The sequence below is a fragment of the Pseudomonas sp. IT-P12 genome (genome assembly GCF_949767465.1).
GTDB lineage: Bacteria > Pseudomonadota > Gammaproteobacteria > Pseudomonadales > Pseudomonadaceae > Aquipseudomonas.
Genome location: NZ_CATKPY010000025.1, coordinates 304,484 through 319,626, shown reverse-complemented (window position 1 = coordinate 319,626; position 15,143 = coordinate 304,484). Strand labels below are relative to the sequence as shown.

The window sequence follows — 15,143 nt, the reverse complement described above, 5'->3', positions numbered from 1 at the left end:
AACGATACCCGTCCTCCCTGACGCACCACGGCGCCGTGCGGTTCATCGCAAGCAGGCTCGCTCCCACACACGGCACCCGTGAATGGGAAATATTTCCAGCTACAACCCTTTACACATAATGCGAAAGATTTGCATTATGTGGCAGTTTTGCGCGCCGGGCGCGCCATTCCACCCCCTCTCGAAGCAGGATGTTCGCCATGATTCGTATGCCTCTGGCTACCGCCAGTCTGTTGGCCATCGCTATTTCCCTCGCCGGTTGTGGCGAAGGTAAAGACAAAGAAAAAGCTGCCGCACCTGCGCCGGCTGCCAGCACTGCCGCTGCCCCGGCTGCTCCAGCCGCCGCACCTGCCGCCGCCGGCAAAGTCGATGAAGCGGCCGCCAAAGCCGTTGTCGCGCATTACGCCGACATCGTCTACGCCGTTTACAGCGATGCCGAATCCACCGCGAAAACCCTGCAAACCGCCGTCGACGCGTTCCTCGCCAAGCCGAACGCCGACACCCTCAAAGCCGCCAAGGCAGCCTGGGTCGCTGCACGCGTCCCTTACCTGCAGAGCGAAGCATTCCGTTTCGGCAACACCATCATCGACGATTGGGAAGGTCAGGTGAACGCCTGGCCCCTGGACGAAGGCCTGATCGACTACGTCGACAAATCCTACGAGCACGCCCTGGGTAACCCGGGTGCCACGGCCAACATCATCGCCAACACCGAAATCCAGGTGGGCGAAGACAAGATCGACGTGAAGGACATCACGCCGGAAAAACTCGCCAGCCTCAACGAGCTGGGCGGTTCCGAAGCCAACGTCGCCACCGGCTACCACGCCATCGAATTCCTGCTCTGGGGCCAGGACCTGAACGGCACCGGCCCTGGCGCCGGCAACCGTCCGGCTTCGGACTACCTGGAAGGTGCCGGCGCCACCGGCGGCCACAACGATCGTCGTCGCGCGTACCTCAAGGCGGTGACCCAGCTGCTGGTCAGCGACCTGGAAGAAATGGTCGGTAACTGGAAGCCGAACGTGGCCGACAACTATCGCGCCGTCCTGGAAGCCGAACCGGCCGAAGCCGGCCTGCGCAAAATGCTGTTCGGCATGGGCAGCCTGTCCCTGGGCGAACTGGCGGGCGAGCGCATGAAGGTGTCCCTGGAAGCCAACTCGCCGGAAGACGAACACGATTGCTTCAGCGACAACACCCACTACTCGCAGTTCTACGATGCCAAGGGCATCCGCAACGTGTACCTGGGCGAATACACCCGCGTCGACGGCACCAAGATGACAGGCGCCAGCCTGTCGTCCCTGGTGGCCAAGGCCGATCCCGCCGCCGACAGCGCGCTGAAAGCCGACCTTGAAGCCACTGAAGCGAAGATGCAGGTCATCGTCGATCACGCCCTCAAGGGTGAGCACTACGACCAGTTGATCGCCGCCGGTAACGCCGCTGGCAACCAGATCGTGCGCGACGCCATCGCCTCCCTGGTCAAGCAGACCGGTTCGATCGAAGCGGCCGCTGGCAAACTGGGTATCACCGACCTGAACCCGGACAACGCCGACCACGAGTTCTGATCGATTCCGCTCAGCAACGCGTCCTGAAAAAGCCCCGAATGTTCGGGGCTTTTTTTATCCTGCCTGCCCCGCCTCAAGTGCGGATGATGAAGATCTTCACCGCCGCGCCGGCGACGGGCAGACGAACACCCCCTACCAGCGCCACAAGATCCCCACGAGCCTGGGCCTGAGTCACCAGGTTGCGGCTCACCGTGTCCATCAGGTTGAGCTGCGGCACCACGTGCGCGCTGCCATCGACCACGTCGCCGAGCACCCGGCGCAACGACAGCCAATACACCCGCGAATGTCCTGGCCAGCGGAACAACAGTTCAGAGCCCAGACGATAACCGGCAATCATCTGGTATCCGCTGCCGACCAGCCGTTGGCTCAACAACAGTCGCAAGGACTCTTCGGTGGCGGAGCGCATCACCGCGTGCAGCAGGCTTTCCGCCCCGACGGACTTGAGTTCCAGGCGGTTGAAGGCAGCGCTTGGGTCCCGCAGCAGCCACTGCCCGGCGGCGTTTCTCGGCGTGACCGACAGCATCACCAACGGATCACCCGGCATTGCAGGCGCCGACGATCGCCTGCTCCAGGCCTTCAACGTGCGCCAAACGCTGGCGATACCCGACGCGGTCAGGCCGTTGGGGTTCGCCTGGTCGAACAGCGCCTGGGCAATGTGTTGCTGACTGGCCGGGCCGAACGTGGCAAACGAGTCCCCCACGTAGCGGCTGATGGTCTTCTCGAACAGCAGGCTGGACGAATTGATCCAGCGTTGATCGGCTGCGGCAAAAAAAACCGATCGCGGCTGGTTGTGCATATCCGTCCAGATCATGTGCTCGAACTGCGCGAAGCTGTTGATGTCGAGCCGGTCGTCGAACATGAACGCCAGATGCGGTGTCGCGTTCTCTCCCGATGGCAGGATCGGGTAATAGCGCTCGTCGATCTTGATGTAGTCGCGTCCCACCCGCCCCGGATCGCCACCGGTGCGCCGGTAGATGCCGAACTCGGTGTTGTGCAGATTCAGATCCGACGCCTCGATCCGTTGCCCCCAGTCGAGAAACCGTTCACCGGGCGCACGGCCAGGCACCGATGGCAATGGCGAGGCCGCACGCGGCTGGCTCGGACCTGCCCTCGGCACAGCCGGTGCGGACGGCTCGACAGCCACCCCGCCCCCGGAAAAACCGCTGGGCGTGCCATGTCCCGACAACCGCATGCGCAGGAGCGAGTCGCTGACCCGCAGGTAACGATTGAACGAATCCAACGCCATCCCTGAACCCAGGTGCTGGACAAAACTGAGCCCCAACTCGATCTCCCGGCCTCGCGGAAAGGTGAATGACTCGAACACATGGCGGGCTTGCGCTTCACTGAGGAAGGGATACAGGTCCCGCAGCGCCTCCTGGGGCGAAACCCCGCCCAGCCCCGGCGCGTCGGGGTGGGTGCCGATCTCCCATTGTCCCTTGGACGTGCGGCGGATCGGCGCGTAATGCATCTGCAACGGTTTGCGCGCATCCCGGATTCGCCACGCCTCTTCGAAACCTTCGTCAATGATCGAATACCAGTGTTTGCGGTCATTGAGGAAGTACTGCCGGGCGTTACCCTCTTTCGAACGCTTGCTGTAGATGCCCTTGCCTTCCCAACCGCTGAGCTCGACCACGCCCTGCGGTTTTTCCTTCAGGGCCATTTGCGGATTCAGGCTTCGACCACTCGCATCGGCCGTGGCGACACCCGCGCCCGTGCCGCGCAGAATCGATGCCGCCATCACCCCATCGATCAACACCCCGGTAAATTCCGCCAGGGCCCTGACAATGTGGTGCGCCGCGCCGGCACGGTCGCCGATCTGCGCGGCGTCCACCGCGTTGAACACCGAGATCAGACTCCTGGCGATGCCGACGGGCAACGTGACGTGCACCGGCAGCACCATGCTCAACACATCGGCCACGGTAGTGGCGATGAGCAGCCCGGTCTCGACATTGGTCTGGTGCGTGGTCGTGACCTGGGCCGCTGCATCGTTGATCGCGAAATTCGCTTCGACCTCGTACGCGTCTTCGAAGAGGTTGCCGGCGATACCGGTCATGTTGACCGTCGAGACATCGCCGCGGCCCTTGAGGGTCCCCAGTACCTGAGCCTGGTAGGCCCGATCCACGCGCCCTGCCAGATAGTCGCGCCAGGAACTGTTGTGCACGAAGTCGACCATCAGGCGCTCTTTGCGATACTCATGAAATACCCGGCCGCCCGGGGCTCCCGGGGTGTAAACCACGACCGAGCCAACCCCGGCCGAAGCGGTGGCGAACAACAGCACACCGCGCACGCGTTGTCCGCGCAGCTGCAGGTACTGAACGACGACCCGATGACCTTCCACGGTTTGGCGCTGGTCGTTGTCCACCGGCGCATCGAGAACCACCTGCACCCAATGGAAGCCGCGCGCCAGGCGGTCGGGGAGAAAATCGCCGTTGATTCTGGCCTCGATGGCATCCAGTCGCAGTTGCCGCTCGATCAGGCCGGCGAACGACTGCTTGCGGGCAAGCGCTGCCGGCGAGCTGACCAGGCTCGACTTGAGAAAATCCTGATAGGCCTGACCGACGTTGGTGCTGCGGATCAGGTCCTTGACTTGCTGGAGGGTCAAATCGTCGTAGGCCTTCGCCGCTTCGGTTGTCGGCGTCCTGGAAGCGCCGGCCTTTTCCGGTGGATCGGCCTCGACGTTTTTCATACTCAGCCGGGTGTAACGCGTGAAGTTGTGGTCAATGCCGGAGAGGTTATCCAGCGCCAGCTCCGTCAATGTCCGCTGTCGATGCTTGAAGCGAAAATCACCCGGGTTGCGGATGGAGGTGCCGGGGGCTCCGGCGGGGATTGAGTTGATCGGCAGTTCGGGCTCGCGGGTGTGCACGACGATATCGTCCGGGTTCACGGTCAAGCCATACTGTGTTTCAAGCGCCGCGCGCAACTGCCGGTTGCTGTAGACCAACAGCTCGCGCCGGTCACTGAACTGGGCCAAGGACGGCAGACCTTCATATTCCGGCAGGCTGGCCAGCGCCTCGGTGTAGTGCCTGAAAGCGAGGGCCCAGGCTTCCTGATCGGAGCGGCTCGCGCCTTGCAGAAACGCGCTCAGGCGGGCCTTGCATTGCTTCCTGAGCCTGGCTTCCAGAATCGGCTGGACCTCGAAGGCGCGGCGCGGGTCGGCCACCCGGTCGATGGCGCCCGGCATGTTCGCCATGTCCGCGTGCACGCCTTGCTTCACATAGCGAGCGAAGGTCGATGCGAGGTTCTCGGCGATGCCTTGGCATTGCGACTCGATGCTGTAATCGAAGGGAGAATCCAGGCGTTCGAGGTATTTCACCCGATCCCGCTCGGGTGCCTGCCGCTGCAGGGCCAGCACCCGTGCCCGGTCCTTGTCGGCCACCAGGGCCAGCAGCGTGGCGAACTCGATGGCGTGGCTCACGCGTCGATGCAACTCGCGGTCAAGACTGGCCAACGAGTCGAAGGCTTCCAGACCGTTGTTCGGGGTAAACAGCAACACGGCGCCGACGTTAGCGTTGCGCTCGACGGGCCGGACCTGCGGGGCGGTCACCTCGCTTTCCCATTGCACCCGGGCATGCTGCGGGTCCCGCGATGTCAGGATAAATGCACCGTGCAGGGTTATTGCGTCGGCCTCTGCGTCCTGCAGGGCAACGGCGTACACGCAGGGGCGAGCATCCTCCAGGGTCTGCCGGGACTGTGCATCCGGATGGCGCAGGACCGTTTCGAACAGGGTCACGGCGCTGGCGCTGAGCAAACCGTCGACCTTGAGCAGGGCCACTTCGGTTTTCAGTTGCTCGATACGCGTCGCCACCAGCCACTGCCGGTGAGTGCGCGCATCGGTCGGGCTGCAGGGCTGCGCCCAGTAACGCTGCATATAGCGGTTGAATTGCGCGGGCAACCCGCCTGCCAACTGATCGAGAAAGGCATCGAACGCTGGCGGCTGGAGCGCGGTGTACGGCAGCGCCTCACCCCCCACCTCGGAGGCGCGTTCGAAGCGCACCTTGCGTGAGGCGTAGTTTGAAGCCTGCCCGCTGACGATCCGCCGCACCACCGCGTCCATCAGGCTCGGTGGCAGGGGCTGCGGGCCGGCGTCCCTGTTGGTGCAAGCGTTGGCCGGCTTATCGGCGCAGGACTCGGCCTGCGGCGGCTCATCACTGTTGATAAAGCTGCGCAGCAGGTCGGGAGCGGGTGTCAGGCCGGCGAAGTGTTTGGCGAAAGCCTCGCCGACGAACGCGTGGAAATGGGGCCTGGCGGCCAACCGCTCGGCGATCTGCACGTCCAGCGCGGACAGGCGTTCCTGCAAGGTCGTCTGGGCAGGGCTGACGCGGGCGGACGCCAGGGCGGTCCGCGCTGAGGTTTGAACTTCATGCTGCATGGCGCAAAACTCCGGGAAAAAGATCACCGGCATCCTGCCCACGCGCCATTGCCCGGGTGCGGTACATATCTATCCCTTGTCCATCCCTTGCGCAGGGTCAAGCAAACGATAATTCCTCTTATTCAATCCGCCCTGCCCTGTTAGACTTTGCGCCCTTGTTTTGCTCGTCTTGCAGGATGTCTGATGCCTTCGCTGCTTCTTCGCTTGTCCGCGCTGTTTCTGGCCCTGGGCCTGAGTGCCTGCGATGACGCCCCGCGTTTTACCCAAGCCGAACCGGGTGAAGCCCGGTCCGGTGGCAGCACGACCGTGCGCAAGACTGACCAGAACGCGTTTTCCCTGCCCTCCGCCAACCTGCCGCCGTCCAGGCGCGTGGACTTCAGCGTCGGCAACAGTTTCTTCCGCAACCCCTGGGTGATCGCCCCGTCGACCACCACCGCGCGGGACGGCCTTGGCCCCTTGTTCAACACCAACGCCTGCCAGAACTGCCACATCAAGGACGGTCGCGGCCATCCACCCGCGCCCGATGCCAGCAACGCAGTGTCGATGCTGGTACGCCTGTCGATACCCGATGCGCCGGGCTACGCGAAGGTCATCGAACGCCTCGGCGTGGTCCCGGAACCGGTCTACGGCGGGCAATTCCAGGACATGGCCATCCCCGGCGTCGTCCCGGAAGGCAAGGTGCGGGTCGACTACACACCCGTGACGGTGCGCTTCAAGGACGGCACCGAGGTCGAGTTGCGCCAACCCAGCCTGAACATCACCCAGCTGGGCTATGGCCCGATGCATCCGGACACGCGTTTTTCCGCGCGGGTCGCGCCGCCGATGATCGGCCTGGGCCTGCTCGAAGCCATCCCCGAGGAAGCGATCCTGGCCAATGCCAGGGCACAGGCAAAAGACAACAACGGCATCGCCGGCCGGCCGAACCAGGTCTGGGATGATGCCGAGCAGAAAACCGTCCTCGGTCGATTTGGCTGGAAGGCCGGGCAACCGAATCTCAATCAACAGAACGTTCACGCGTTTTCCGGTGATATGGGCCTCACGACCCGTCTCAGGCCCTTCGATGACTGCACCGACGCGCAGACCGCCTGCAAGCAGGCGCCCAATGGCAATGGCCAGGATGGCGAACCGGAAGTCAGCGACAACATCCTGCGCCTGGTGCTGTTCTACAGCCGCAACCTCGCCGTACCGGCCCGCCGCGACGTCGGCGCGCCTGACGTGCTGGCCGGCAAAAACCTGTTTTTCCAGGCCGGTTGCCAGTCCTGCCACACCCCCCAGTACACCACCGCCGCCAACGCCGCCGAGCCTGAACTGGCCAATCAGGTGATTCGCCCCTACAGCGATCTGCTGCTGCACGACATGGGCGACGGCCTGGCTGACAACCGCAGCGAATTCAAGGCCGGTGGCCGCGACTGGCGCACCCCGCCGTTATGGGGCATCGGTCTGACGCAAGCGGTCAGTGGCCACACCCAGTTCCTGCATGACGGCCGCGCCCGCAACCTGCTCGAAGCCGTGCTCTGGCATGGCGGCGAAGCGAAGGCGGCGCAGCAACAGGTTTTGTCTTTCAATGCCGAGCAGCGCGCCGCGTTGCTGGCCTTTTTGAATTCCCTTTAATACGCATTGAATCAGCGGGAGCCTCACATGTTCCGTCCCAAGTTACTGTTCACCAGCCTTGCCGCCCTCGCCCTCGGCGCGTGCTCACCCCAGGATCCGCAGGCCGTCACCTCGGCGGCCATCGCCAAATCGGTGATCCTGCCGACCTACACCCGTTGGGTCGAGGCTGACCGGCAGTTGGCCGTCAGTGCACTGGCCTATTGCGAAGGCAAGGAAAGCCTCGACACCGCCCGCGCCGATTTCCTCCACGCGCAAAAAGCCTGGGCCGAGCTGCAACCGCTGCTGATCGGTCCACTGGCCGAGGGCAATCGCGCCTGGCAGGTGCAATTCTGGCCGGACAAGAAAAACCTCGTCGGTCGTCAGGTCGAACAACTGGTCAGCGCCCAGCCGCAGATCGATGCCGCGGCCCTCGCCAAGTCCAGCGTGGTGGTTCAAGGGCTGTCCGCCTACGAATACATCCTGTTCGACAGCAAGCCCGATGTGGCCAACGCCGAACAGAAAGCCCGCTACTGCCCACTGCTGATCGCCATCGGCGAGCGTCAGAAACAACTGGCTGAAGAGATCCTCAAAAGCTGGAACAACACCGATGGCATGCTCGCGCAGATGAGCAAGTTTCCGAACCAGCGCTACGCCGATTCCCACGAAGCCATCGCCGACCTGCTGCGGGTGCAGGTCACCGCGCTCGACAGCCTGAAGAAGAAACTCGGCACGCCGATGGGCCGCCAGACCAAAGGCGTGCCGCAACCGTTCCAGGCCGATGCCTGGCGCAGCCAGTCGTCCCTGACCGGCCTTGAAGCCAGCCTCGCCGCAGCCAAAACCGTGTGGGAAGGCGTGGACAACAAAGGCCTGCGCGGCCTGTTGCCGAGCGAGCAGAAACCCCTGGCCGACAAGATCGATGCCGCTTACGCCGCGTCCCTGAAACTGTTCGCCAGCAACCAGCGCTCGCTGACCGAAATGCTCGGCGACGATGCCGGTCGCCAGCAACTCAACGACATCTACGATAGCCTCAACGTCGTCCATCGCCTGCACGAAGGCGAACTGGCCAAGGCGCTGGGCATCCAACTGGGCTTCAACGCCAACGACGGTGACTGATGAGGGCGAGTGCCATGCTGCGACGACAGGCTCTGACGTTAGGTAGTTTGCTGCTGGGCGCAGTGACCCTGGGCGGCTGGAAGCTGTTCAAGCAAAAGGATCACGGCCCGCTGCTGCTCTCGGCGCGGGACGATGGCGATGGCAGGCATTACGCCGTCGGCTATCGGCTGGACGGCACCCGGGTGTTCGCCACCCAGGTCGGCCAGCGCTGCCATGACATCATCGATCACCCGACACGGCCGATTGCCCTGTTCGTCGCCCGGCGCCCCGGCACCGAAAGCTACCTGATCGACCTGCGCGACGGCACGCTGTTGCAGACGGTGACCTCGCAGCCGAACCGGCATTTCTACGGCCACGCGGTGATTCACAACAGCGGCGACTGGCTCTACGCCACCGAGAACGACACGTCCGATCCGGGGCGCGGTCTGCTCGGTGTGTACCGGTTCGAAGGTGAACGTCTGGTGCACAGCGGCGAGATATCGACCCATGGCATCGGACCGCACCAGGTGTCGTGGCTGCCCGATGGCGAAACCCTGGTGGTGGCCAACGGTGGCATTCGCACCGAGGCCGAAAGCCGGGTCGAGATGAACCTCGATGCCATGGAGCCGAGCCTGGTGCTGATGCAACGCGATGGCACTCTGCTGAGCAAGGAAACCCTCGCGCAGCAGATGAACAGCGTGCGCCACCTGGGCATTGCCAGCGACGGCACCATCGTCGCCGGCCAGCAGTTCATGGGCCCGTCTCACGAATCGTCGGAGTTGCTGGCCATCAAGCGTCCCGGCCAGCCGTTCGTGGCGTTCCCGGTGCCCGAGCATCAATTGCAGGCCATGGGGCATTACACCGCCAGCGTCGCGGTGCACAGCGACCTGCGCCTGGTGGCATTGACGGCGCCCCGGGGCAACCGCTTTTTCATCTGGGACCTGGACAGCGGTGACGTGCGCCTGGATGCGCCACTGCCTGACTGTGCCGGGGTCGGTGCAGTGGCCGATGGCTTTGTCGTGACCTCCGGACAAGGTCGCTGCCGCTACTACGATTGCCGCCAGACAAACCTTGTTGCAAAACCGCTGGAGCTGCCGGCGGGGCTTTGGGATAACCATTTGCATCTGGTCTGAAGACGCCGTTTTGCGGTCACTGGAATAGCCTTCGCACAGGGAGTAATGTGCCGGACTGTCTCACCTGATTTTCTCCAAGGAAATGGAAATATGCTGCGTCGCCGCATGCTGATCATGTTGGGTATTGTTCTGTTGATCGTGCTGGTCTTGGCCGGTTACAAAGCCTTCTCCATCTATACGATGATCCAGGCTTTCTCCGCGCCGAAGCCGCCGATCAGTGTCGCGGTGGCCGCTGCTGTCGAGCAGCCGTGGCAGGCACGATTGCCGACGGTCGGCACGCTCAAGGCGTTGCAGGGTGTGGACCTGAGCCTGGAAACCGACGGCACGGTCATCGATTTGCAGTTCGAGTCGGGGCAGAAGGTCAAGGCTGGCCAACTGCTTCTGCGACTCGACAGCAAGGTGGAATCGGCTCTGCTCGAAACGGCCGAGGCCGATCTCGGGCTGGCCCAGCTCGACTACGGTCGTGGCAGTCAACTGGTCGGCAGCCAGGCCATTTCCAAAGGCGAATTCGACCGACTGTCGGCGGTGCTGAAAAAAAGCAAGGCCACGGTCAACCAGCTCAAGGCGGCCCTCGGCAAAAAGAGTATCGCCGCACCCTTCACCGGAACCATCGGCATTCGCCAGGTCGACATCGGCGACTACCTGGCCAGCGGCACCGTGATCGCCACCCTGCAAGACCTCAGCAGCCTCTATGTCGATTTCTTCGTGCCCGAGCAGTCGGTGCCGAAAATCGGCGTTGGTCAACCGGTGGAGATCATCGTCGCGGCCTACCCGGCCCAGACCTTCCCCGGCACCATCAGCGCGATCAACCCCAAGGTCGAAAACAGCACACGCAACGTTCAGGTCCGCGCCACCCTGGCCAACCCCGACGGCAAGTTGTTGCCGGGGATGTTCGCCAACCTGCAGGTGATGCTGCCCGACCCGCAGCCGCGCGTTGTGGTGCCGGAAAGCGCGATCACCTACACGCTGTACGGCAACTCGCTGTACATCGTCGCGCAGAAAAAGTCCGAAGACGGCCAGCTGGAAAAAAACGACAAGGGTGAACCGATCCTGATCGCCGAACGTCGCTTCATCGAAACCGGCGAACGCCGCGACGGCGTGGTGATGATTACCAAGGGCGTGCACAGCGGCGAGCAAGTGGTCACGGCCGGCCAGATCAAATTGGACAACGGCGCGCACATTGCCATCAGCGACGACAAGACCCTAGGCGAGAAGAACAGCCCGCCGCGTGCGGACTGATCAAGGAATTCCCATGGCTTTTACCGACCCGTTCATCCGCCGCCCGGTGCTCGCCTCCGTGGTCAGCCTGCTGATTGTGCTGCTGGGTTTCCAGGCCTGGAGCAAGCTGCCGCTGCGCCAGTACCCGCAAATGGAAAACGCCCTGATCACGGTGACCACCGCGTACCCCGGCGCCAACGCCGAAACCATCCAGGGCTACATCACCCAACCGATGCAACAGAGCCTGGCGAGCGCCGAAGGCATCGACTACATGACCTCGGTCAGTCGCCAGAACTTCTCGGTGATTTCGATCTACGCGCGCATCGGTTCCAACAGCGACCGTTTGTTCACCGAACTTCTGGCCAAGGCCAACGAGGTGAAGAACCAGTTGCCCCAGGACGCCGAAGACCCGGTGCTGAGCAAGGAAGCGGCCGACGCCTCGGCACTGATGTACATCAGTTTCTTCAGCAAGGAACTGAGCAACCCGCAGATCACCGACTACCTGTCACGGGTCATCCAGCCCAAACTGGCCACGCTGCCAGGCATGGCCGAAGCCGAAATCCTTGGCAACCAGGTATTCGCCATGCGCCTGTGGCTGGACCCGGTGAAGCTCGCCGGTTTCGGCCTGAGCGCCAGCGACGTCACCAACGCGGTGCGCCAGTACAACTTCCTCTCCGCCGCCGGCGAAGTGAAAGGCGAGTACGTGGTCACCAGCATCAACGCCAACACCGAACTCAAGTCCGCCGAGGCCTTTGCGGCGATCCCGCTCAAGGTCGAGGGTGACAGCCGCGTGCTGCTCAGCGATGTCGCACGCGTGGAAATGGGCGCGGAGAACTACGACAGCATCAGCTCCTTCGGTGGCACGCCCTCGGTGTACATCGGCATCAAGGCCACGCCCGGCGCCAACCCGCTGGACGTGATCAAGGAAGTGCGCAAGATCATGCCCGACCTTGAGGCCCAGTTGCCGCCGAACCTCAAGGGCGAGATCGCCTACGACGCGACCTTGTTCATCCAGGCCTCGATCGACGAGGTGGTCAAGACCCTGTTCGAAGCAGTGCTGATCGTGATAGTCGTCGTGTTCCTGTTCCTCGGTGCGCTGCGCTCGGTGGTGATCCCGGTGGTGACGATCCCGCTGTCGATGATTGGCGTGATGTTCTTCATGCAGATGATGGGTTACTCGATCAACCTGCTGACCCTGCTGGCCATGGTGCTGGCCATCGGCCTGGTGGTGGACGACGCCATCGTCGTGGTGGAAAACATCCACCGGCATATCGAGGAAGGCAAGACGCCGCTGGATGCCGCCATCGAGGGGGCCCGGGAAATCGCCATGCCGGTGGTCTCGATGACCATCACCCTGGCGGCGGTCTATGCGCCCATTGGCTTCCTGACAGGCCTTACCGGCGCGCTGTTCAAGGAGTTCGCCCTGACCCTGGCCGGCGCGGTGGTGATCTCCGGCATCGTCGCCCTGACCCTGTCACCGATGATGTGCGCCGTGCTGCTGCGCCACGACGAAAACCCCACGGGCCTGGCACACCGCCTCGACCTGATTTTCGACAGCCTCAAACGCCGCTACCAGCGCCTGCTCCACGGCACGCTGAACACCCGCCCGGTGGTGCTGGTGTTTGCCGCCATCGTGCTGTGCCTGATTCCGGCGCTGCTCACCTTCACCAAGTCGGAGCTGGCACCGGACGAGGACCAGGGCATCATCTTCATGCTGGCCAATGCCCCGCAGCCGACCAACCTCGACTACCTGAACGCCTACACCAACGAATTCATCGACATCTTCAAGGCGTTTCCCGAGTACTACTCCTCGTTCCAGATCAACGGCTTCAACGGCGTGCAATCGGGGGTCGGCGGCTTCCTGCTCAAGCCCTGGAACGAACGCGACCGCACCCAGATGGAAATCCTGCCCGAGGTCCAGGGCAAGCTCGAGGGCATTGCCGGCTTGCAGGTGTTCGGCTTCAACCTGCCGTCCCTGCCGGGCACCGGCGAAGGGCTGCCGTTTCAATTCGTCATCAATACCGCCAACGATTACGAGTCGTTGCTGCAAGTGATGGACCGGGTGAAGAAGCGGGCGATGGAGTCCGGCAAGTTTGCCTTCGTCGACGTTGACCTGGCATTCGACAAACCTGAAGTCGTGGTGGACATCGACCGCGCCAAGGCCGCACAGATGGGCGTCTCCATGCAGGACCTTGGCGGGACGCTGGCGACACTGCTGGGCGAGGCGGAAATCAACCGCTTCACCATTGAAGGCCGCAGCTACAAGGTCATCGCGCAGGTCGAACGGCCCTTCCGCGACAACCCGGACTGGCTGAACAACTACTACGTGAAGAACACAAAGGGTGAACTGCTGGCCCTGTCGACCCTGATCACTGTCACCGACCGTGCACGGCCGCGGCAATTGAACCAGTTCCAGCAGCTCAACTCGGCGATTCTCTCCGGCGTGCCGCTGGTGAGCATGGGGGAAGCCCTCGAAGCGGTGCGCCAGATCGCCCGGGAAGAAGCGCCGGCCGGTTTCGCCGTCGACTACGCCGGGGCCTCGCGACAGTACATCCAGGAAGGCAGTGCGCTGTGGGTGACGTTTGCCCTGGCACTGGCGATCATTTTCCTGGTCCTGGCGGCCCAGTTCGAGAGTTTCCGCGATCCGCTGGTGATCCTGGTGACGGTGCCGCTGTCGATCTGCGGTGCGTTGATCCCGTTGTTCCTGGGCTGGTCGAGCATGAACATCTACACCCAGGTCGGCCTGGTGACGCTGATCGGTTTGATCAGCAAGCACGGGATCCTGATCGTCGAATTCGCCAACCAGCTGCGCAAGGAAAAGGGCCTGACGCCTCGCGAGGCCGTCGAGGAAGCCGCGTCGATCCGCCTGCGCCCGGTGTTGATGACCACCGCGGCGATGGTGTTCGGCATGGTGCCGCTGATCATTGCCACCGGCGCCGGTGCCGTCAGCCGATTCGACATCGGCACGGTGATCGCCACGGGGATGTCGATCGGCACCCTGTTCACCCTGTTCGTATTGCCGTGCGTCTATACCCTGCTGGCCAAGCCGGACAAACCGACTGATCCGCAAATCCATCCATAGGAACGAACCCGCTCGCGAGAAACGTCCAGACAAGGCGGGCCATCAACCAGCCCGCTTTATCGTTGGCGACCCTCGCGAGCGGGCTCGCTCCCAAGTGTTTTTGCGCACCATAAAAAAGGCCTCGCAATAGCGAGGCCTTTTCGGGGGCTTCGATCGGGTCAACTTTGCGGCCTCAGTCCTTGAGAGAGTCCGAACATGAACAGCAGAAGATCATGATCGGGTTGGGTTGCAGCCGATGCCTTGGCAATCCGCGGCAGCGGGCATCGAGCGTCCCCGTTCACTGAACCGAGGACCTGCGTGCGCGGCTGTTCCCAAGCCGCCACCGCCAATGAAGCAACTGCCAAGGCTCCCAGCAGGAACAAACCTCGCGCAATTTCTAGTTTCATCGCTATAAACCTTTGATAGCGCTGCCAAACGCTGTCTCGTAAAAGTAGACGAGTTTCTTCCACTCCGTCGCACTGAACGACGAATGGCGGCGCAGTTGCTTCAGGTCATGGGAGGCCGCGCGATAGGCGGTCAAACGCTGACGGCACTTCTCCAGATCGATCAGAGCCGTTTCAACCTTGGTCGCCTCGCCTTCCCCGGTCACCCGGACAAAAATATGCTTCATGTAGAGGCAGCTGTGCTGCCAGCGGCCCAGGTGCATGAGCGCCAGGTTTTCGGCCACGTCCTTCAGCACGCGGTCATGCACGGCGTCACCGTGACGCTCACGTCCGCCGCCGGCGTACCAATGGGCAATTTCCTCGAAACCATCCAGCGACTTGGTCACCAGCAGCGCGCGCCATTGGTGGGCGGGATCGCGCTGCGCGCCGCAGAAAACGATTTCGGGAACACGGACGCCAATCTTGCTCACGCCAATCAGCGCGTCACGTTCACGCAGAACCGTCGGGCGACCGAAGGGGTGCAGCCAGCTGCGGTAGATATGCCCGGTCTGACGCTTGGCATACAACAACTGGCCATCCGCTGCCTTGACGCGCTGTACGCCGCTTTCACCACCACGACGAACATTGGGTTCTTCAACCCATTCACCGCGCTGATTCCAGTAATGATCAAATCGATCTTCGGAGGCGACGTCTGCTTCTACTGCACACTGCACTGCCATTGTG

The 15,143-nt window shown here is 63.0% G+C and carries 9 protein-coding genes; 6 read left to right on the top strand and 3 right to left on the bottom strand.

Annotated elements, in window-relative coordinates:
• The first annotated feature begins 197 nt into the window (after nucleotides 1-197).
• Complete coding sequence (locus ACM6IM_RS24920) at nucleotides 198-1,553, top strand: imelysin family protein (RefSeq protein ID WP_192305406.1); 1,356 nt, start codon at nucleotides 198-200, stop codon at nucleotides 1,551-1,553.
• A gap of 73 nt (nucleotides 1,554-1,626) precedes the next feature.
• On the opposite strand, the gene ACM6IM_RS24915 is transcribed toward ACM6IM_RS24920, so the two are convergent.
• Nucleotides 1,627-5,922, bottom strand: coding sequence for a dermonecrotic toxin domain-containing protein (locus ACM6IM_RS24915; protein ID WP_414866575.1), 4,296 nt, complete (start codon nucleotides 5,920-5,922; stop codon nucleotides 1,627-1,629).
• A 183-nt stretch (nucleotides 5,923-6,105) separates the two neighbouring features.
• Between ACM6IM_RS24915 and ACM6IM_RS24910 the strand changes: the two genes are divergently transcribed.
• The 5 genes from ACM6IM_RS24910 (at nucleotide 6,106) to ACM6IM_RS24890 (ending at nucleotide 14,037) form a co-directional block, all read left to right on the top strand.
• A complete protein-coding gene (locus tag ACM6IM_RS24910) occupies nucleotides 6,106-7,533 on the top strand; it encodes a di-heme oxidoredictase family protein (protein WP_414866574.1) in 1,428 nt (475 codons plus the stop codon).
• Between the two features lie 27 nt (nucleotides 7,534-7,560).
• Nucleotides 7,561-8,625 carry an imelysin family protein gene (locus tag ACM6IM_RS24905; protein WP_201194063.1) on the top strand — a complete coding sequence of 355 codons (1,065 nt, stop codon included), beginning with the start codon at nucleotides 7,561-7,563 and terminating at the stop codon, nucleotides 8,623-8,625.
• Between the two features lie 14 nt (nucleotides 8,626-8,639).
• Complete coding sequence (locus ACM6IM_RS24900; protein WP_414866573.1) at nucleotides 8,640-9,737, top strand: DUF1513 domain-containing protein; 1,098 nt, start codon at nucleotides 8,640-8,642, stop codon at nucleotides 9,735-9,737.
• Nucleotides 9,738-9,827: 90 nt separating this feature from the next.
• Nucleotides 9,828-10,976, top strand: coding sequence for an efflux RND transporter periplasmic adaptor subunit (locus ACM6IM_RS24895; protein WP_414866572.1), 1,149 nt, complete (start codon nucleotides 9,828-9,830; stop codon nucleotides 10,974-10,976).
• A gap of 13 nt (nucleotides 10,977-10,989) precedes the next feature.
• Nucleotides 10,990-14,037: a multidrug efflux RND transporter permease subunit gene (locus ACM6IM_RS24890; protein ID WP_414866571.1), complete on the top strand. Its 3,048-nt coding sequence runs from the start codon at nucleotides 10,990-10,992 to the stop codon at nucleotides 14,035-14,037.
• 158 nt (nucleotides 14,038-14,195) lie between these two features.
• Here ACM6IM_RS24890 and ACM6IM_RS24885 read toward each other — a convergent pair whose 3' ends face one another.
• Nucleotides 14,196-14,423 carry a hypothetical protein gene (locus tag ACM6IM_RS24885; RefSeq protein ID WP_192305392.1) on the bottom strand — a complete coding sequence of 76 codons (228 nt, stop codon included), beginning with the start codon at nucleotides 14,421-14,423 and terminating at the stop codon, nucleotides 14,196-14,198.
• Between the two features lie 2 nt (nucleotides 14,424-14,425).
• Entirely contained in the window at nucleotides 14,426-15,139 is a 714-nt protein-coding gene (locus tag ACM6IM_RS24880) for a lipopolysaccharide kinase InaA family protein (protein ID WP_414866570.1), read from the bottom strand.
• Nucleotides 15,140-15,143 lie beyond the last annotated feature (4 nt).